Source organism: Burkholderia ubonensis, from assembly GCF_001718695.1.
In the GTDB taxonomy this organism is placed as follows: domain Bacteria; phylum Pseudomonadota; class Gammaproteobacteria; order Burkholderiales; family Burkholderiaceae; genus Burkholderia; species Burkholderia ubonensis_B.
This window is the reverse complement of record NZ_CP013420.1, coordinates 2,540,102-2,559,575: the sequence shown is the minus strand read 5'-3', so window position 1 is coordinate 2,559,575 and position 19,474 is coordinate 2,540,102. Positions and strand designations below refer to the sequence as shown.

Sequence of the window (19,474 nt, the reverse complement as noted above, 5' to 3'; positions counted from 1 at the left end):
TTCAGGCGCGTGCGCCGCTTACCCGAGCTTCTTCTTCAGCAGTTCGTTGACCTGCTGCGGGTTCGCCTTGCCCTTCGTCGCCTTCATTGCCTGGCCGATCAGCGCGTTGAACGCCTTTTCCTTGCCGGCGCGGAATTCCTCGACCGACTTCGCGTTCGCCGCGAGCACGTCGTCGATGATCGCCTCGAGCGCGCCGGTGTCGGAGATCTGCTTCAGGCCCTTCGCGTCGATGATGCGGTCGGCGGCGCCTTCGTCGGTCGCCTTCTCGTCCCAGATCATCGCAAAGATTTCCTTCGCGATCTTGTTCGAGATCGTGCCGTCCGCAATCCGCTGCAGCACGAGCGCGAGCTGCGCGGCCGACACGGGGATCGCGTCGATCTCGATGCCGTCGCGATTCAGCTGCGACGACACGTCGCCCATCAGCCAGTTCGCGGCGATCTTCGCGTTCGCCGCGCCCGCCTTCGCGACCACCGCCTCGAAGTACGCGGCCATCGCCTTGCTCGACGTCAGCACGCCCGCGTCATACGCGGACACGCCGTACTGCTCGACGAAGCGCTGCTGCATCGCGGCCGGCAGCTCGGGCATGCCGGCCTTCACGCGCTCGACCCAGTCCGCGCCGATCACGAGCGGCATCAGGTCCGGATCGGGGAAGTAGCGGTAGTCGTGCGCGTCTTCCTTGCTGCGCATCGAGCGCGTCTCGCGCTTGTCCGGGTCGTACAGGCGGGTTTCCTGCACGACTTCGCCGCCGTCCTCGATCAGCTCGATCTGGCGGCGCACTTCATAGTTGATCGCCTCCTCGAGGAAGCGGAACGAGTTCAGGTTCTTGATCTCGGCGCGCGTGCCGAATTTCTCCTGGCCGACCGGACGCACCGACACGTTCGCGTCGCAGCGGAACGAGCCTTCCTGCATGTTGCCGTCGCAGATGCCGAGCCACACGACGAGACCGTGCAGCGCCTTCGCGTAGGCGACCGCCTCGGCCGCGCTGCGCATTTCCGGCTCGGTGACGATCTCGAGCAGCGGCGTGCCCGCGCGGTTCAGGTCGATGCCCGTCATCCCCGCGAAGTCTTCATGCAGCGACTTGCCCGCATCTTCTTCCAGATGCGCGCGGGTCAGGTTGATCGTCTTCGAATACGCTTCCTTGCCGGCCTTTTCGTTGGCGGGCACCTGGATCGTGATCTGGCCGCCCTGCACGACCGGAATCTCGTACTGGCTGATCTGATAGCCCTTCGGCAGATCCGGGTAGAAGTAGTTCTTGCGCGCGAAGATGCTGCGCGGCGCGATGGTCGAGCCGATCGCGAGGCCGAAGCGGATCGCCCGCTCGACCGCGCCGCGGTTCAGCACCGGCAGCACGCCCGGCAAGGCCAGGTCGACCGGGCACGCCTGCGTGTTCGGTTCCGCGCCGAACTGCGTCGGCGCGCCGGAGAAAATCTTCGAGACGGTCGACAGCTGCGCGTGCGTCTCGAGACCGATGACGACTTCCCACTGAGTCATTGCTTACACCCCCGCCGGAACTTGCTTGTGCCAGTCGGTCGCGCGCTGGAACGCGTCGGCGACCTGCAGCATCCGGGCTTCGTTGAAATAGTTGCCGATGATCTGCAGGCCGACCGGGCGCTTCGCATTCGCGCCCGCGCCGAATCCGCACGGCACGCTCATGCCGGGCAGGCCCGCGAGGCTCACCGACAGCGTATAGATATCCGCGAGATACATCTGCACCGGATCGTCGCCCTTCGCGCCGATGTCCCAGGCGACCGTCGGCGACGCCGGGCCCATGATCACGTCGCAGGACTTGAACGCTTCCTGGAAATCCTGCGCGATGATGCGGCGGATCTTCTGCGCCTGCAGGTAGTACGCGTCGTAGTAGCCGTGCGACAGCACGTAGGTGCCGATCAGGATGCGGCGCTTCACTTCGGGGCCGAAGCCCTCGGCGCGCGATTTCTTGTACATGTCGAGCAGGTCGCCGTATTCGGCGGCGCGGTGGCCGTAGCGCACGCCGTCGAAGCGCGACAGGTTCGACGACGCCTCGGCCGGCGCGATCACGTAGTAAACGGGGATCGACAGCTCGGTCTTCGGCAGCGACACCGGCACGAGCGTCGCGCCGAGCGCTTCATAAGCCTTGAGCGCCGCGTCGACCGCCGCGCGCACGTCGGCGGCGAGGCCGTCGCCGAAGTATTCGTTCGGCAGGCCGATGCGCAGGCCCGCGAGCGGCTTGCCCGCGTCGTTGCCCGGCGCCCACGGCTGGCCGAGGTGGCGCGTGAAATCCTCGTCGGCGCGCTCGAGGCTCGTCGAGTCGCGCTCGTCGAAGCCCGCCATCGCGTTGAGCAGCAGCGCGCAGTCGGCGGCGCTCTGCGCCATCGGGCCGCCCTGGTCGAGCGACGACGCGAACGCGATCATTCCGTAGCGCGACACGCGGCCGTAGGTCGGCTTGATGCCGGTCACGCCGGCGAACGACGCCGGCTGGCGGATCGAGCCGCCCGTGTCGGTGCCGGTCGCGGCCGGCGCGAGGCGCGCGGCGACGGCGGCCGAGCTGCCGCCCGAGCTGCCGCCCGGCACGGCCTTCGTGTCCCACGGGTTCTTCACGGGGCCGAACGCGGAGTTCTCGTTCGACGAGCCCATCGCGAACTCGTCCATGTTGGTCTTGCCGAGCGTGACCATGCCGGCCGCCGACAGGCGGGCGACGACGGTCGCGTCGAACGGGCTCGCGTAGTTCGCGAGCATCTTCGAGCCGGCGGTCGAGCGCCAGCCGCGCGTGACGAACACGTCCTTGTGGGCGATCGGCAGGCCGGCGAGCGGGCCGGCCGCGCCGCGCGCGAGCTCGGCGTCGGCGGCCTTCGCCTGCGCGAGGGTCAGATCGGCGTCGACATGGACGAACGCGTTCAGGTCCTGCGCGGCGTCGATCCGTTTCAGATAGTGCTGCGCCAGCTCGACGGCCGAGCATTCCTTGGCGGCGAGCGCGGCGCGCAGTTCGGTCAGGCTTTTTGCGTGCATTGAGTGGTTTTCCTGGGAATTCTGGGGCGCGTGCGGCGTGAAGCGGCGCGCACGCTTGTCATCGAACGCTTACTCGATCACCTTCGGCACGAGGTACAGGCCGTCCTGCACGGCCGGCGCCGGACGCTGGTTGTCGTCGCGGTTCACCGTTTCCGTGACGGCGTCGTCGCGCAGGCGCTGCGCGACTTCCTGGATCTGTTCGATCGGGTGGGCGAGCGGTGCGATGCCGGCGGTGTCGACCGCCTGCATCTGCTCGACGAGGCCGAAGAATTCATTGAGCTGGCCGAGCGTATGCTCGGCGTCGGCGTCGGCCATTTCGAGGCGCGCAAGGTGCGCGATGCGTTTCACGTCGGTCAGGGTCAGAGCCATGCAATCACCGGAAAACAAGGCGGCGCAGCGCGCGAACAGCGGCGCTGCGGCGGGGGTTGGAGGGTGCGATCCCACCCTCAAAAATCGGGTACGAAGCGGGAAAAATACCGTCCGTTTCGATTCAAATACCGCGAAATTATAAGGTATCATTACGCGTTCGACCCAAACCCGGCAGCCTTTTCCCGTACCGCTGAGCCCCTTGTCGGCAAGCCGTGCGTGCTTCGTGCGACCCCCGGTAGATTTCACTCGCAGCTTCGAGCGCCGCGGCGGCCGCTTCCGCCACGATCCGAGGCTGTTATTTTTTCCGCTGCCGCCCCGAGCACTCGCATCGCAGGGCTGGCCCAGAGCGAAACAGGATTCTGAAGAAGAATGTTCGGTTTTTTGCGCAGCTACTTCTCCAACGATCTCGCGATCGACCTCGGCACCGCAAACACCCTGATCTACATGCGCGGCAAGGGCATCGTGCTCGATGAGCCGTCCGTCGTGTCGATCCGCCAGGAAGGCGGCCCCAACGGCAAGAAGACGATCCAGGCGGTCGGCAAGGAAGCCAAGCAGATGCTCGGCAAGGTGCCGGGCAACATCGAGGCGATCCGCCCGATGAAGGACGGCGTGATCGCCGACTTCACGGTCACCGAGCAGATGATCAAGCAGTTCATCAAGACGGCCCACGAGTCGCGCATGTTCTCGCCGTCGCCGCGCATCATCATCTGCGTGCCGTGCGGCTCGACCCAGGTCGAGCGCCGCGCGATCAAGGAAGCGGCCCACGGCGCCGGCGCGTCGCAGGTCTACCTGATCGAGGAGCCGATGGCGGCCGCGATCGGCGCCGGCTTGCCGGTGTCGGAAGCGACGGGCTCGATGGTCGTCGACATCGGCGGCGGCACGACCGAAGTGGGCGTGATCTCGCTCGGCGGCATCGTCTACAAGGGCTCGGTGCGCGTCGGCGGCGACAAGTTCGACGAGGCGATCGTCAACTACATCCGCCGCAACTACGGGATGCTGATCGGCGAGCAGACGGCCGAGGCGATCAAGAAGGAAATCGGCTCCGCGTTCCCGGGCTCCGAAGTCAAGGAAATGGAAGTGAAGGGCCGCAACCTGTCGGAAGGCATCCCGCGCAGCTTCACGATCTCCAGCAACGAAATCCTCGAGGCGCTCACCGATCCGCTGAACCAGATCGTGTCGTCGGTGAAGATCGCGCTCGAGCAGACCCCGCCGGAACTCGGCGCGGACATCGCCGAACGCGGGATGATGCTGACGGGCGGCGGCGCGCTGCTGCGCGACCTCGACCGCCTGCTCGCGGAAGAGACCGGCCTGCCGGTGCTCGTCGCCGAAGATCCGCTCACCTGCGTGGTGCGCGGCTCGGGCATGGCGCTCGAGCGCATGGACAAGCTGGGCAGCATCTTCTCGTACGAGTGATCGTCTAGGCAGTCTTCCTGACATGACGCAACCGCGGCGTGGCCGGCTCGCTCGTTCAGAACGAACCGCCGCGCCGTTTGCGCGTCTGAGCATCATTTAACCGATCATTCGCGCCCGGCGCCGACCATGGAATACAGTCCGCCGCCCCTCTTCAAGCAAGGTCCGCCCGCCCTCGCGCGGCTCATTTTCTTCGTCACGGTCGCCATCGCGCTCCTCGTGTCGGACGCGCGCTTCAACACGCTCGAAATCGTCCGCGGGGTGCTCGGCACCGTGCTGTATCCGCTGCAGCGCGTGGCGCTCGTGCCGCGCGACCTGTTCATGGGCGCGGCCGAAATCGCGACCACCGGCGCGACGCTGCGCCACGAGAACGACCAGTTGCGCGCCCGCAACCTGCAGCTGTCGACGCAGGCCAACCAGGCCGCCGTGCTCACGCAGGAAAACGCGCATCTGCGCGCGGTGCTCGAGCTGCGCCAGCACATCGCGACGCAGTCGACGCCGGTCGAGATCCAGTACGACACCGCCGACCCGTTCACGCAGAAGATCGTGATCGGGCAGGGCATGCAGCAAGGCATCCAGGGCGGCGCGCCCGTCGTCAGCGAGGACGGCGTGGTCGGCCAGGTCACCCGCGTGTTCCCGCTGCAGGCCGAAGTCACGCTGATCACCGACCGCGATCTCGCGATTCCGGTCCAGGTGCTGCGCACCGGCCTGCGCAGCGTGATCTACGGCACCCCGCGCGGCGATTCGCTCGACCTGCGCTTCGTGCCGACGAGCGCCGACGTCGTCGCCGGCGACGAGCTCGTCACGAGCGGCCTCGACGGTGTCTATCCGCCCGGCCTGCCGGTCGCGAAAGTCGTGCGCGTCGACAAGCTCGCCGACACCGCGTTCGCGCGCGTGACCTGCGCGCCGGTCGCTGCTGTGCGCGGCGCGCGCCAGATGCTGGTGCTGCACTACCAGAACGCCATTCCGCCGCGCCCGGCCGAGCCGGAGTCGGCCGACAAGAACGCGAAGGGCGGCAAGAAGGCCGCGAAGGGCGCCGCCAAGGGCGAAAAGGGTGACAAGGCGGCCGACACGGGCGCGAAGCCGGCGGCCGGCGCCGCGGCCCAGCCCGGCGCGCCGGCTGCGCTCGCCGCCCCTGCGGCACCAGCCGCAACGGCCAGGCCCGCCGCCCCCGCGAAGCCCGCCGCCGGGCAATCAGGAGCCCAGCGATGAATCGTCCGCAATACATCCTGCAGCCGGTCAACCCGTACTTCATCGTCTTCAGCCTCGCCGCCGCGTTCCTGCTGAACCTGATGCCGTGGGGCCACCTGCCCGGCGTGCCCGACTTCGTCGCGCTCGTGCTGCTGTTCTGGAACATCCACCAGCCGCGCAAGGTCGGGATGGGCGTCGCATTCGCGCTCGGCATCCTGATGGACGTGCACGAAGCGGGGCTGCTCGGCGAGCATGCGCTCGCCTACACGCTGCTGTCGTACGGCGCGATCACGCTCCACCGCCGCGTGCTGTGGATGCCGATCGGCGTGCAGGTGCTGTACGTCACGCCGCTGCTCGTCGTCGCGCAGCTCGTGCCGTTCGTGATCCGCCTGCTGATGGGCGCCGCGTTCCCGGGCTGGCGCTACCTGGTCGACGGTTTCGTCGAGGCCGCGCTGTGGCCGGTCGCGAGCCACCTGCTGCTGATGCCGCAGCGCCGCCCGGTCGATCCGGACGATACGCGCCCCATCTGAGCGCGCCCGCGCCTCCAGGACCTGCCTTGAACCCCCGCCGCCCTTTCGCCCGCCGGACTTTCGCGCGCGGCTCCGCTCGCCCCTGACCGCATGACCGAATTCAACGACACCCAACAGCAGCTCTCGAGGTTCCGCCTGCGCGTCGCGGCGGCGGGCGTGTTCGTGTTCGTCTGCTTCGGGCTGCTCGCGAGCCGCTTCTTCTACCTGCAGCTCTGGCAGCACGGCAAGTACGCGCTGCAGGCCGAGGAAAACCGCATCTCGGTCGCGCCGATCGTGCCGAACCGCGGCATCATCACCGACCGCAACGGCGTCGTGCTCGCGAAGAACTACTCCGCGTACACGCTCGAAATCACGCCGTCGAAGCTCACCGACACGCTCGAGAACACGATCGACAAGCTCGCGACGATCGTCCAGATCGACGCGCGCGACCGCCGCCGCTTCAAGAAGCTGCAGGAAGACTCGAAGAACTTCGAAAGCCTGCCGATCCGCACCCGGCTCACCGACGACGAAGTCGCGCGCTTCACCGCGCAGCGCTTCCTCTTCCCCGGCGTCGACGTGCGCGCGCGGCTGTTCCGCCAGTACCCGCTCGGCACGACGGCCGCGCACGTGATCGGCTACATCGGCCGCATCTCGAAGCGCGACCAGGACAAGATCGACGCGATGAGCGACGACAACGACAGCGACCCGGAGCACTACGATCCGCGCCGCGACGCGAACAACTACAAGGGCACCGACTACGTCGGCAAGATCGGCGTCGAGCAGAGCTACGAGACCGAGCTGCACGGCCTGACCGGCTTCGAGGAAGTCGAGGTGACGGCGGGCGGCCGGCCGGTGCGCACGCTGTCGCGCACGCAGGCGACGCCCGGCAACAACCTCGTGCTGTCGCTCGACATCGGGCTGCAGCAGGTCGCCGAGCAGGCGTTCGCCGGCAAGCGCGGCGCGCTCGTCGCGATCGAGCCGAAGACGGGCGACGTGCTCGCGTTCGTGTCGTCGCCGAGCTTCGACCCGAACTCGTTCGTCGACGGGATCGACCAGCAGACCTGGGACGAGCTGAACAACTCGCCCGACAAGCCGCTGCTGAACCGGCCGCTGCACGGCACCTACCCGCCGGGCTCGACCTACAAGCCGTTCATGGCGCTCGCGGGCCTGACGCTCGGCAAGCGCACGCCGAGCTGGGGCATCCAGGATCCCGGCTACTTCACGTTCGGCGGCCATACGTTCCGCAACGACGTACGCGCGGGCCAGGGTTTCGTCGACATGAACAAGGCGATCATGGTGTCGAACGACACCTACTTCTACATGCTCGCCCGCGACCTCGGCGTGAACGCGATCGCGAACTTCATGAAGCCGTTCGGCTTCGGCCAGATCACCGGCATCGACATCCAGGGCGAGGCGCGCGGGATCCTGCCGTCGCCGGACTGGAAGCGCAAGACCTTCAAGAAGGCCGCGCAGCAGAAATGGTTCGACGGCGAGACGATCAGCCTCGGGATCGGCCAGGGCTACAACTCGTTCACGATCCTGCAGCTCGCGCACGCGACCGCGACGCTCGCCAACGACGGCGTGGTGATGAAGCCGCACCTCGTGAAGGAAGTCGAGGATCCGATCTCGCGCGGGCGCCACCTGACCGTGCCGAAGGAAAGCGACACGATCCCGCTCAAGCAGTCGGACATCGACGTCGTGAAGCGCGGGATGGAGAACGTGATCGAGAACCCGTCCGGCACCGCGTACAAGGTGTTCCGCGGCGCACCGTACCTCGCCGCCGGCAAGACCGGCACCGCGCAGGTGTTCTCGCTGCAGGGCGGCAACTACAAGGGCCACCTGCTCGCCGAGCACCTGCGCGATCACGCGCTGTTCATCGCCTACGCGCCGGTCGACCATCCGCAGATCGCGCTCGCGCTGATCGTCGAGAACGGCGGCTGGGGCGCGCAGTCCGCGGGCCCGATCGCGCGCCGCGTGCTCGACTTCTACCTCGTCGAGCGCCAGAAACCGGAGAACGAGGCGGCCGCGGTGGCCGCCGCGGCCTCGGCGACCGAGCCGATCAACGCGCCGGTGATCGGCGACGCGTCGAAAGCCGTCACCATCGCGGCCGGCTTCAAGATGCTGCCGCAGCCGGTCGTGCCGGGCGCGGCCAGCGCGGCGGAAGCGGCGTCGGGCGCATCGGCGCCGGGCGCGAATCCCGCATCGGGTGCGAACGCCGCCGAGGTTGCCGCGCCCGTCCTGGCAAGCGCCGCGGCGCCGGCCGCCGCGAGCATGCCGCCGTTCCGGCGCATGCCGCATCGGCCGCACAAGCCGGCCGGCGAAGCGCAGCCGCTCGCCGCCGCGCCACGCAACGACAACCGTGCAGCGTCCCCCGCGAAGGCGGCGGACGCGGGCACCGCTCATTGACGGAGAAAGGCATGCAATTCGACAAGCGCGCCTGGCTCGACAAGATCAAGCAGATGTTCGCGGGCTTCGACCGCCCGCTCGCCCTCATCGTGTTCCTGCTGCTGTGCGTCGGCATCGTCACGCTGTACAGCGCGAGCATCGACGTGCCGGGCCGGGTCGAGGACCAGTTGCGCAACATCCTGCTGACGTTCGTGCTGATGTGGGTGATCGCCAACATCCCGCCGACGACGCTGATGCGCTTCGCGGTCCCGCTGTATTCGTTCGGCGTCGCGCTATTGATCGCGGTCGCGCTGTTCGGGATGACCAAGAAGGGCGCGAAGCGCTGGCTGAACGTCGGCGTCGTGATCCAGCCGTCCGAGATCCTGAAGATCGCGACGCCGCTGATGCTCGCGTGGTACTACCAGCGGCGCGAAGGCGGCGTGCGCTGGTACGACTTCATCGCCGCGTTCGGCATCCTGCTGGTGCCGGTCGGGCTGATCGCGAAGCAGCCGGACCTCGGCACCGGCCTGCTCGTGTTCGCGGCAGGCTTCTTCGTGATCTATCTCGCGGGCCTGTCGTTCAAGCTGATCGTGCCGGTGCTGGTCGCCGGCGTGATCGCGGTCGGCTCGATCGCGGTGTTCGAGGAGCGGATCTGCCAGCCGGAAGTGCAGTGGCCGCTGATGCACGACTACCAGAAGCACCGCGTCTGCACGCTGCTCGACCCGACGTCCGACCCGCTCGGCAAGGGCTTCCACACGATCCAGGCGGTGATCGCGATCGGCTCGGGCGGCGCGCTCGGCAAGGGCTACCTGAAGGGCACGCAGGCGCACCTCGAATTCATTCCGGAAAAGCACACCGACTTCATCTTCGCGGTGTTCTCCGAGGAATGGGGCCTCGCCGGCGGCCTCGTGCTGCTCACGCTGTACATGGCGCTGATCGCGCGCGGGCTGTACATCGCCGCGCAGGGCGCGACGCAATTCGGCCGGCTGCTCGCCGGGTCGCTCACGCTGGCGTTCTTCGTCTATGCGTTCGTCAACATCGGGATGGTGAGCGGCGTGCTGCCCGTCGTCGGCGTGCCGCTGCCGTTCATGAGCTACGGCGGCACCGCGCTCACGACGCTCGGCATCGCGATCGGGATGATCATGAGCGTCGGCCGGCAAAGGCGGCTGATGAAGACCTGACCCGCGCGGAAAATCAACTCGAAGCGGCGCATGATGCGCCGCTTCATCATTGCGGCGGCGCATCATGCGCCGCTTTGTCATTGCGGCGGCGCCGCGCCGGCACCGCCGCCGCTCGCCGGGCCCTGCGCCTTCACGCGTTCGCTGAGCTCCTTGAATTTGAGTCCCGCGGTCTCGTCGCCCTGCGCGGCGGCCGCCGCGTAGTACGCGCGCGCGATGTTCAGGTTCTGCTCGACGCCGTCGCCGCCGCGCTCGTAGAACGACGCGGTCACGTACTGCGCGGTCGGATCGCCCGCGTCGGCGGCCTGCTTGTACCAGACGAACGCCTGGCGGTTGTCGCGCGGCGTGCCGCGTCCGTCGAGGAACTGGTTGGCAAGCGACAGCTCGGCCTGCACGTGGCCCTGCTTCGCCGCCTTCAGGAACCAGCGGTGCGCCTCAGCCGGATTGCGCGCGACGAAATCGCCGTCATCCAGCATCCGGCCGTACACGTACTGCGCGTGCGACATGTTCGCGTCGGCCGCGCGCCTCAGCCAGCGCAGCCCCTCTTCGACGTTCGCAGTCACGCCCTCGCCCGTGATCAGCATCATCGCGTAATTGAACTGCGCGAGACGGTTGCCGCGCTCGGCCGCATCGTGAAACTGCACGAGCGCCGCCCGGAAATTGCCCGCGTTGTAATCGGCGATCGCGGACTCCGTCTCGCGCGCCGGCTCCGGCTGCGCTCGCGCGCCCTGCGCGAACGCAGCGCCGCAGACGGCCCACAGGCCGAGCGCCGCGCCGCCCGCCCGCAGCGCGCGCGCACAGGTGCGGCGGCACGCGCCGGCGCTTGCGTTCATGACCGCACCTCCTGCAATGCCTGCCGCGTCGCGCGCAGCAGCCAGCTGACGTCGGCGGACAGCGAAATGACCCGGTAGCCGGCGTCGCGGTATTGCCGCGCCGCGGCCGTATCGGCCGCGTAGATGCCGACCGCGACGCCCGCTTGCCGGCCCGCCGCGAGCACGCGCGCCATCGCGGCTTCGACGGTCGGATGCCGGATGTCGCCGAGATGCCCGAGGCTCGCCGCGAGATCGGCGGGACCGATGAACAGGCAGTCGATGCCCGGTATCGCGGCGATCCGCTCGACTTCGTCGACGCCGCGCGCCGATTCGATCTGCGCCATCACCGCAACCTGCGCGTTCGCCGTCTGCAGGTAATCGCGCCGCATTCCGAACGCCGCCGCGCGCACCATGCCCGCCACGCCGCGCAGCCCGTCCGGCGATTCCGGCGACGGGTAGCGGGTGAGCCGCACCGCGTGCGCGGCGTCGTCCACGGTTTCGATGTTCGGAAACATCAGCGTGCGCGCGCCCGCATCGAGCGCGCGCTTCACGAGCCACGGCTCCCGCGCCGGCACGCGCACGACCGGTTCGCTCGGCAGATGGGCGGCGGCCAGCGCCCGCAGCTGCGACGCGACGTCGTGGCTATCGTTCGGCGCATGCTCCATGTCGATGCAGAGCCAGTCGTAGCCGGCGTGCGCGAGCGCCTCGGCCGCGGCGTCGCTCGCAAGCGTCAGCCACAGGCCGTATAGCGGGTCGTCGCCGTCGTGCAGGCGTTGTTTGAGGGAATTGGTCAGCGTGCTCATCGAAACGGCCTCCAGACGGACGGGCATTCGAAAGGGACAAGCAACGGGCGAGACGGGACGGGGCGCGACGCGCCGGGCTGCGCCGGCGCAGAAACGCTGACGCGTTTTGCGACGCCACGCAACGATCATAGCTCGGCACGCGGCGGAATGTGGGAAGGGGCGGAACGGAAAGCCGCCAGGGGATTACCGCCATCGACCGCGGCGGACGGAACGCCGCCGCGGCGGCCGTCCGCGCCACCCGGGCGGGACGGCCGCGCCGGGAAGCTCAGCGGCCGGGCTCGCGCTCGACGTCGGCCCAGCAGTTCGGCGTTTCGTACAGGCGCACGCGCTCGAGGCGCAGGTTGATCCCGTAGTGCGCGTCGTAGACGTTCGCGAGGATGTCGAACGCGATCGCCGCAAGGTTCTCGACGGTCGGAATCCGGTCGATCACGACGGTCTTGTGATCGGCCATCTGCTCGAGGAACGAGCGCACGACCTCGTCGCGCGCGTAGACGAGAAACGCGTGATCCCACTTGCTGACCAGGTGCTCCATCGCGAGCGCCTTCACGTCGGCGAAATCCATCACCATGCCGCGGTCGGGCGCGCCCTCGGTATCGACGAGATCGCCGCGCAACGTGATTTCGAGCACGTAGCGATGGCCGTGCAGGTTCCTGCACTGGCTGCGGTGATCGGGAATGCGGTGTCCCGCGTCGAATTCGAGTTTTCGGGTAATCAGCACGATGTCAAAAGCCGGTGCATCAGGGAATGTTCAGATATTTGTGCGTCTGCATCGACAGGCGCCACTGCGGATGGCGCTTGCACCAGTCGATCGCGAGCTTGGTGTTGAGGTCGCGCGACGGGCCGTCCATCGGCTGCACGAGAAAATAGTCGAAGTCGAGCTTCGCATAGTCGGCGAGCCGCTGGTTGTCCTGCGGAATCACGACCTTCAGCTCGTTGCCCTTCGTGACGACAAGCGGCGCGTCAGCCTTCGGGCTCACGCAGATCCAGTCGATCGACTCGAGCACCGGCAGCGAGCCGTTGGTCTCGATCGCGATCTCGAAGCCTGCCGCATGCAGCGCGTCGACGAGCGGCTGGTCGAGCTGCAGCATCGGCTCGCCGCCCGTGCAGACGACGAAGCGGTGCGCCTCGCCGTCCGGCCACAGGCTCGCGACCTGCGCGGCGAGCGCCGCCGCGTCCTTGAACTTGCCGCCGTTCTCGCCGTCGGTGCCGACGAAATCGGTGTCGCAGAAGCGGCACAGCGCCTGCGCGCGGTCATCCTCGCGGCCCGACCACAGATTGCAGCCGGCGAACCGGCAGAACACGGCCGGACGGCCCGCGTTCGCGCCTTCGCCCTGCAACGTGTAGAAAATTTCCTTGACCGCGTAAGTCATCGTCCTGGATCCGGCTCGCGCCGTTCGTTCTCGATCAGTTCATCATTGTGCGCCGCCGGCGCGCGGGCGTCACAGCGGCGCTTCGGTCACGCGCTCGCCCTTCAGGTAGGCCTCGTAGCCGCGCTTGCGCAGCTTGCACGCCGGGCATTCGCCGCAGCCGAAGCCCCAATCGTGCAGCTCCGCCCGTTCGCCGACATAGCACGTATGCGTCTCGACGCGGATCAGCTCGACGAGCGCCTGGCCGCCGAGCTGCTCGGCAAGCTGCCAGGTCTGCGCCTTGTCGAGCCACATCAGCGGCGTCTCGAGCACGATGCGCGTGTCCATGCCGAGGTTCAGCGCGACCTGCAGCGCCTTCATCGTGTCGTCGCGGCAGTCCGGATAGCCGGAGAAGTCGGTCTCGCACATCCCGCCGACCAGCACGCGCAGCCCGCGGCGGTAGGCGATCGCCGCGGCGATCGTCATGAACAGCAGGTTGCGGCCCGGCACGAACGTGTTCGGCAGGCCGTTCGCCGACGTCTCGATCTCGATCGCGCGCGTCATCGCGGTGTCGCTGATCGCGCCGAGCACCGACAGGTCGATCATGTGATCGTCGCCGAGCCGGCCGGCCCACGCGGGAAACTCGCGCTTCAGCGCGTCGCGCACGCCTTCGCGGCACTCCAGCTCGACGCGATGGCGCTGGCCGTAGTCGAAGCCGAGGGTCTCGACCGTCTGATAGCGTTCGAGGGCCCAGGCCACGCACGTGGCCGAGTCCTGTCCGCCGGAAAACAACACGAGCGCGCCGTCTTTAGCGTCTGTCCGAATCACCGTGATACTCCGTGAATGTGTAGGCTCGCGCCGCGCCCGGGCGACCGGCTGTCGCGAGGGCCGCCCGGCGCGTGCCGGCTGCGCCGGCTCGACCAGTATAGGCGGGGCCGCCTGCTTCAAAGACGACGGGACGCTTATGCCGCCCATCGCGCGACATCGGCGCCTCACACCGGCGCGATGCCGGACCGCCCGCTTCGCGATGCACGCGAAGCGACGCGCTAAGTCATTGAGCGGGCACGGATTTTATCACGTCGCCGCGAATGCCGCCGGGCAGCGCGCGCCACCACAAACGAAAAACCCCAAGAATCCGGCGATTCTTGGGGTTCGAAATGCTGGTGGCCTGGGACGGAATCGAACCATCGACACGCGGATTTTCAATCCGCTGCTCTACCAACTGAGCTACCGGGCCAACGAAGAAGAGAAAGTATATCGAGGTATCTGGCGTAGCGCAAGCACTTTCGCGAAGTTTTTTACGCGATGCCTTCCGGCGGCTTCTTGCCGAGTTCGACGCCGAGCTGCTTGAGCTTGCGATACAGGTGCGTGCGCTCGAGGCCCGTCTTCTCCGCGACGCGCGTCATGCTGCCGTTCTCGCGCGCGAGGTGATACTCGAAGTACGCGCGCTCGAACGCGTCGCGCGCCTCGCGCAACGGGATGTCGAACGGAATCGCCGCCGTCTGCCCGGCGAGGCCGAGCGTCGCGGCCATGTCGTCGCCGAGCGTCGGCAACGCGGCCGCGGACGCGATCGCCGCGGGCCCGGCGGCCGGCCCTGCTCCCGGCTTCGCCGCCGCGTTGATGGTCGCCGGCGCCGCGCCGCGCGCGAGCCCGTGCTCGACCGCCTTCAGCAGCTTCTGCAACGCGATCGGCTTCTCGAGGAAATCGAGTGCGCCGATCTTCGTCGCCTCGACGGCCGTGTCGATCGTCGCGTGCCCGGACATCATGATCACGGGCATCGTCAGCAGCCCCTGCGCCGCCCATTCCTTGAGCAGCGTAACGCCGTCGGTATCGGGCATCCAGATATCGAGCAGCACGAGATCGGGCGTCTGATTCAGGCGGTAGTCACGCGCGGCCTGCGCGTTCTCCGCCGCCTCGACGACATGTCCTTCGTCGCTGAGGATCTCCGAGAGCAATTCCCGGATGCCCATTTCATCATCTACCACCAGGATGGTTGCCATTTACGCTGCCTTTGTCTGCACACTTGCTTTTGTCTTTGCGGGGGCCGTCCCGCCCTGCACGCCCTGTACGCCATGCCCGGCGTCCGGCGCATCGCTCGCCAGCTGGACGAACAGGATCGACACCTGCGCACCCTCGACGACCTCGCCGTGCATGCGATTGCGCAGGTCGATCCGCGCGCCGTGCTCGTCGATGATTTTCTTCACCGTGGCCAGCCCGAGGCCCGTGCCCTTCGCCTTCGTCGTCACGTAAGGCTCGAACGCACGGGTCAGGATGCGCGCCGGAAAGCCCGGACCGTTGTCGGACACGGTCAGGCGAACCGCGACACGCGTTTTGCCCTCGGTGTCAGGATCGCCATATTCTACTGTCTTGGTTTCGATCAACACACGCGGCTGCGCGACTTCCGCAACCGAATCCTGCGCATTCTGCAGCAGGTTGTGGATCACCTGGCGCAGTTGCGTCGCGTCGCCGCGAATCACCGGCAGCGGCGCGAGCTCGACGACGATCGCGCTCTTGCCCTCGCCGACGCCGTAGAGCCCGAGCACCTCGCTCACCAGCTCGTTGAGCTGCAGGTTCGCGAGCACCGCCGGCGGCGTGCGCGCATATTCGCGGAAATCGTCGACCATCCGCTTCATCGCCGCGACCTGGTTGACGATCATCGTCGCGCCGCGCTTCAGCACGTCCGCATCCGTCGGCGCGAGCTTGTCGGACAGCTTCATCTGCAGCCGCTCCGCCGACAGCTGGATCGGCGTCAGCGGGTTCTTGATCTCGTGCGCGAGCCGCCGCGCGACTTCGCCCCACGCAACCGAGCGCTGCGCGGAAATCACGTCGGAGATGTCGTCGAACACGACGACGTAGCCGGACGTCTGCGGATCGTCCGCCTGCCCTTGCACCGTCGACACGAGACGCGCGCCGCGCACGAGCAGTGTCAGCGGATCGGCTTCACCCGGCACTTCGACCGCGAACTGCTGCTGCCAATGGCCATGATCGCCGCTGCCGCCGTCGGACGCCGCCTCGCGATCGGCGAACGCCTTGCGCACCATCGCGCCGAATTCCGCGACGACGCCGACCTGGTCGAGCGTCGCGCCGATCAGCGCATCGAACGGCTGCCGGAAGATTCGCTCGGCGCCGCGGTTCGCGGTCGTCAGCCTGAACTGGCGGTCGAGCACGAACACGCCCGCGGTCAGGTTCGCGAGGATGCTCTCGAGATAGGCCTTCGAATGCTCGAGCGCGATGCGGTTGTTCTCGACCGCGAGCCGCGCCTCGGACAGCTGGCGCGTCATCGCGTTGAACGCCTGCGTGAGGAAGCCGAGCTCGTCGCGCGACTTGATCTCGCGCTTGGGCGTGTAGTCGCCTTCCGCGACCTCCTTCGTCCCCTGCGCGAGCAGGAACAGCGGCCGCGCGAGCTGCTGGCCGAGCGCGAGCGCGAGCATCATCGCGATGAAGGTCGCGAGGAACAGCGCGAGCGTCAGCGTGCCGATGTACATCTTGCGCAGGCCCGTGCGGCCGAGCGCCTTTTCCTGGTATTCGCGATACGCGCGCTGCACGGCGTCCGCGTTGTGCGCGAGCGTCGGCGGCACCGGCTGCGTGAGCTGCAGGAAGCGTTCGGCCGGCTGCAGCAGCGACGTGGACGCATCCGGAATGGGCCGCACGACGCGCAGCCGCAGCGCGCCCTTCGCGCCATGCGCATGCGGATCGCCGTCGACCTCGCCCTCGATCGCCGCGTACGCGCCGCGTTCGCGCGCCTGGTTCAGCATCAGCGGCGTCGGCAGGTCGTCCGGGATCAGCGCCGCGAAATTGCCCGACGCCTGCGCGACGATGTGCAGGTCGGGTGCGGCGCCCGGGCCGCTGCGGCCGGGCTCGACGATCGTCGCGTCCTGCACGCCGAACTGGTCGCGCAGGCGCAGCAGCGTGAGCGTCGTGCCGTTCGTGTTCGTATCGGCGCTCGCGAGCTGGTCGGACATCAGGCGCGCCTTCGTCTGCAGGTCGGACAGCGATGCGTCGAGCATCCCGCGGCCGAGGTTGAGGCCGGCGGTCAATGCGGTTTCGACGTTCACGTCGAACCACGATTCGATGCTGCGCGACACGAACTGGTACGACACGATGTAGATGATGCCGCCCGGCACGACGCCGACGAGCGCGAAGAACACCGCGAGCTTCGCAAGCAGCCGCGTGCCGAACTTGCCCTTCCTCAGGCGCACGACGATCATGCCGATCAGGCCGAGCACGACGAGCAGGAACACCAGCGCGACGACGATGTTGGTCGCGTACAGCCACGAGTAGTAGCGGTCGAAGAATTCGGTGTTCGCGCTCGCGGCCGCCAGCAGCACGAGCAGCAGCAGCGCGGTGAGGGCAACGGTCGAAACGATCACGCGCACGAGCAGGCTCTTCCCGCTGGCCGCGCGGCGCACTTTATTTAGCACGTTCGGTCACCGTGAAGGTAAAGCGCTTCCAGTCCGACCCGAGCGTCCAGTCGCGGTTGTTCACCGCGTCGACCTGGAACGGCTTCGGCATCAGCGCCGTATCGAGCTGCATCCGCACCGAGGCCGTATAGGTTTCGCCCTGGTGCACCTGGTTCCGGTCGATCACGTGCCACGACGTGATGTGCTTGACGACCGCGAGCGCGTCCTTCAGCGTGCCGAAGCCGAGCTGCAGGCCGCCCGTCGACACGCGGTATTCGCGCGTGAGCGGCTGGAACGACAGGCGGATCGTCTGCGACACCGACACCGGCTGTTCGTCGAACCAGTACCAACGCGCGCGGGCCAGCTCGAAATCGGTCGTGAAGTAAAGCGGGATGCCCTTGTTGACGGCGTCCTCGAGGTTCGAATTCAGCTCGAAATCGAAGCGGGCGTCGAGGCTCCAGCCGCTGCCGTCGGACTGCAGCGATGCGCGCTGCACGGCGATCGATTCGGCGCGCGCCGGCCTCGCGACCGCGAGGCACAGGGCCAATGCGACCATCAGCACGGCCGCGAGCCGAAGTGGAAAAAGGTGTTTGATCGTCACCGTTTCTGAAACCGCGCGTAGAAAAATCCGTCGTGATCGGTGTTCTGGTCGGGACCGGCCGCGCCTGCCTGCGCCCCGCCCGAGGCGGCGCGCGGCAGCAGCTGGCCGGGCGCGTCCAATCGTACCGCATCTTCACAAGCCGCTTCAAACCAGCGCGCCTGCAGCTCACCCTCTTCCGGAAAGATCGAACAGGTCACGTACAGCAGTTCGCCGCCCGGCTTCACGAGCGGCCACAGCGCCGACAGGATGCGGCGCTGCTCGGCGACGAGCGCCGGAATGTCGGCCTCGCGGCGCAGCCAGCGAATGTCGGGATGACGGCGCACGATGCCGGACGCCGAGCACGGCACGTCGGCGAGGATGCGGTCGAACGGCCGGCCGTCGTGCCATTCGCCGGGCGCGCCCGCATCGCCGACGCGCACGTCCGCGACCAGCGACAGCCGCGCGAGATTCTCGCCGATGCGCGTCGCGCGGGCGGCGTCGCTTTCGAGCGCAACGACTTCCGCGTCGGCGAGTTCGAGGATATGCCCGGTCTTGCCGCCGGGCGCTGCACAGGCGTCGAGCACGCGCATCCCGTCGGCCGCGCCGAGCCATTCGGCGGCGAGCTGCGCGCCCGCGTCCTGGACGGACACGACGCCGTCGGCGAAGCCCGGAATGCGTTCGACCGGCAACGGCGAGGCGAGCCGCACCGCATGCTTGCCGATCGCGGCCGCGTCGATGCCGTGCGAGCGCAGCGTGTCGAGATACGCGTCGACGGTCGTGCGGCGCGCATTCACGCGCAGCGTCAGCGGGCCGGGACGGTCGCCAGCCGCGAGCATCGCCTGCCAGCCGTCGGGCCACGCGGCCTGCACTGCGTCACGCCACCACGCACGGTAGTTCCAGCGCGCGACCGGATCGTCCTGCATCGCCGCGACCTGCGCATCGCGCTCGCGCAGGAAGCGCCGCAGCACCGCGTTGACCATTCCTTTCGCGAACGCGACCTCGCGACGCGCGCCGATCGCGGTCACGGCCTGGTCGACGACGGTGAACGCCGGATACGCGGCGGCGTCGCCTTCATCGAGCAGCAGCGCGAGCGCGCACGCGAGGACGGCCTGGACATGCGCGGGCGGCGCCTTGCTGACGAGCCGGCCGATCAGCCAGTCGGCGCTGCCGAGGCGGCGCATCGTCCGGTAGGCGACGTCCTGCGTCGCGCCGCGCGCAAGCGCCTGCGCGCCGGACGCCATCCCCGCGAACACCGTCGCCAGCGCGGCCGGCAACGCAGTGCCGCGGCGCACCGCGTCGACCGCCTGCGCGGCCGCATCGAGCGCGAAGCCGAGCGACTCGGGCGCGAGGCGCAGCGCGGACGGGCGCGCAGCGCGGCCGGAGGAAGACGGGGCGGAGGAACGGGTTCGTGTCATCGGAGCGAAATCGGCAAACGGGCGCCGCGAGCGGCGGGAACCGGGCCGCCGCGTGGGCATCGCGATCCCAAACCGCGCATTGTAGCGTGAG

17 protein-coding genes and 1 tRNA gene are annotated in these 19,474 nt (G+C 68.3%); 5 read left to right on the top strand and 13 right to left on the bottom strand.

The features are described from left to right. Positions 1-18: 18 nt before the first annotated feature. The 3 genes from gatB to gatC all read right to left on the bottom strand — a co-directional run bounded on the left by gatB (position 19) and on the right by gatC (position 3,354). Positions 19-1,491: an Asp-tRNA(Asn)/Glu-tRNA(Gln) amidotransferase subunit GatB gene (gatB, locus tag WJ35_RS11655; RefSeq protein WP_060238580.1), complete on the bottom strand. Its 1,473-nt coding sequence runs from the start codon at positions 1,489-1,491 to the stop codon at positions 19-21. Between the two features lie 3 nt (positions 1,492-1,494). Next, positions 1,495-2,985 (bottom strand): Asp-tRNA(Asn)/Glu-tRNA(Gln) amidotransferase subunit GatA, encoded by a 1,491-nt coding sequence (gene gatA / locus WJ35_RS11650; protein WP_059717348.1) that lies wholly within the window; start codon positions 2,983-2,985, stop codon positions 1,495-1,497. Between the two features lie 69 nt (positions 2,986-3,054). Further along, on the bottom strand, positions 3,055-3,354 hold the full coding sequence (gene gatC / locus WJ35_RS11645) for an Asp-tRNA(Asn)/Glu-tRNA(Gln) amidotransferase subunit GatC (RefSeq protein ID WP_042586579.1): 300 nt from the start codon (positions 3,352-3,354) through the stop codon (positions 3,055-3,057). Between the two features lie 369 nt (positions 3,355-3,723). On the opposite strand from gatC, the gene WJ35_RS11640 reads away from it, so the two are divergent. From WJ35_RS11640 to rodA, 5 genes are all read left to right on the top strand, one after another. Beyond that, a complete protein-coding gene (locus WJ35_RS11640; RefSeq protein ID WP_004189550.1) occupies positions 3,724-4,767 on the top strand; it encodes a rod shape-determining protein in 1,044 nt (347 codons plus the stop codon). A 126-nt stretch (positions 4,768-4,893) separates the two neighbouring features. Next, complete coding sequence (mreC, locus tag WJ35_RS11635) at positions 4,894-5,976, top strand: rod shape-determining protein MreC (protein WP_060238577.1); 1,083 nt, start codon at positions 4,894-4,896, stop codon at positions 5,974-5,976. Continuing rightward, positions 5,973-6,485, top strand: a complete 513-nt coding sequence (gene mreD / locus WJ35_RS11630) for a rod shape-determining protein MreD (RefSeq protein WP_059893348.1) — start codon at positions 5,973-5,975, stop codon at positions 6,483-6,485. Before mreC ends, mreD begins: the two co-directional genes overlap by 4 nt. A 90-nt stretch (positions 6,486-6,575) precedes the next feature. Further along, positions 6,576-8,870 carry a penicillin-binding protein 2 gene (gene mrdA / locus WJ35_RS11625; RefSeq protein WP_060238574.1) on the top strand — a complete coding sequence of 765 codons (2,295 nt, stop codon included), beginning with the start codon at positions 6,576-6,578 and terminating at the stop codon, positions 8,868-8,870. 11 nt (positions 8,871-8,881) lie between these two features. Further along, positions 8,882-10,030, top strand: coding sequence for a rod shape-determining protein RodA (gene rodA / locus WJ35_RS11620; protein WP_010090324.1), 1,149 nt, complete (start codon positions 8,882-8,884; stop codon positions 10,028-10,030). Between the two features lie 77 nt (positions 10,031-10,107). Here the strand turns inward: rodA and WJ35_RS11615 are convergent, their stop codons facing one another. The 10 genes from WJ35_RS11615 to rsmB form a co-directional block, all read right to left on the bottom strand. After that, positions 10,108-10,860, bottom strand: coding sequence for a tetratricopeptide repeat protein (locus WJ35_RS11615; RefSeq protein ID WP_060238571.1), 753 nt, complete (start codon positions 10,858-10,860; stop codon positions 10,108-10,110). Beyond that, positions 10,857-11,642 carry an HpcH/HpaI aldolase family protein gene (locus WJ35_RS11610; protein WP_010090321.1) on the bottom strand — a complete coding sequence of 262 codons (786 nt, stop codon included), beginning with the start codon at positions 11,640-11,642 and terminating at the stop codon, positions 10,857-10,859. Before WJ35_RS11610 ends, WJ35_RS11615 begins: the two co-directional genes overlap by 4 nt. Positions 11,643-11,907: 265 nt before the next feature. Beyond that, positions 11,908-12,360 (bottom strand): 6-carboxytetrahydropterin synthase QueD, encoded by a 453-nt coding sequence (gene queD, locus WJ35_RS11605; RefSeq protein ID WP_010090320.1) that lies wholly within the window; start codon positions 12,358-12,360, stop codon positions 11,908-11,910. A gap of 19 nt (positions 12,361-12,379) precedes the next feature. After that, entirely contained in the window at positions 12,380-13,012 is a 633-nt protein-coding gene (gene queE / locus WJ35_RS11600; protein ID WP_060238568.1) for a 7-carboxy-7-deazaguanine synthase, read from the bottom strand. A 69-nt stretch (positions 13,013-13,081) separates the two neighbouring features. Beyond that, the gene (queC, locus tag WJ35_RS11595; protein ID WP_029226298.1) at positions 13,082-13,816 is read right to left on the bottom strand and encodes a 7-cyano-7-deazaguanine synthase QueC; all 735 of its coding nucleotides are present in this window, start codon (positions 13,814-13,816) and stop codon (positions 13,082-13,084) included. 333 nt (positions 13,817-14,149) lie between these two features. Further along, positions 14,150-14,225: transfer RNA gene (locus WJ35_RS11590), tRNA-Phe, on the bottom strand. Positions 14,226-14,286: 61 nt separating this feature from the next. After that, positions 14,287-14,988: a response regulator transcription factor EsaR gene (esaR, locus tag WJ35_RS11585; RefSeq protein ID WP_010090317.1), complete on the bottom strand. Its 702-nt coding sequence runs from the start codon at positions 14,986-14,988 to the stop codon at positions 14,287-14,289. Next, positions 14,989-17,409 (bottom strand): sensor histidine kinase EsaS, encoded by a 2,421-nt coding sequence (gene esaS, locus WJ35_RS11580; RefSeq protein WP_060238566.1) that lies wholly within the window; start codon positions 17,407-17,409, stop codon positions 14,989-14,991. After that, the gene (locus WJ35_RS11575) at positions 17,399-17,989 is read right to left on the bottom strand and encodes a DUF4390 domain-containing protein (protein ID WP_010090315.1); all 591 of its coding nucleotides are present in this window, start codon (positions 17,987-17,989) and stop codon (positions 17,399-17,401) included. The genes esaS and WJ35_RS11575 overlap by 11 nt, the downstream gene beginning before the upstream one ends. After that, positions 17,986-19,383: a 16S rRNA (cytosine(967)-C(5))-methyltransferase RsmB gene (gene rsmB, locus WJ35_RS11570; RefSeq protein ID WP_069239190.1), complete on the bottom strand. Its 1,398-nt coding sequence runs from the start codon at positions 19,381-19,383 to the stop codon at positions 17,986-17,988. Before rsmB ends, WJ35_RS11575 begins: the two co-directional genes overlap by 4 nt. Positions 19,384-19,474 lie beyond the last annotated feature (91 nt).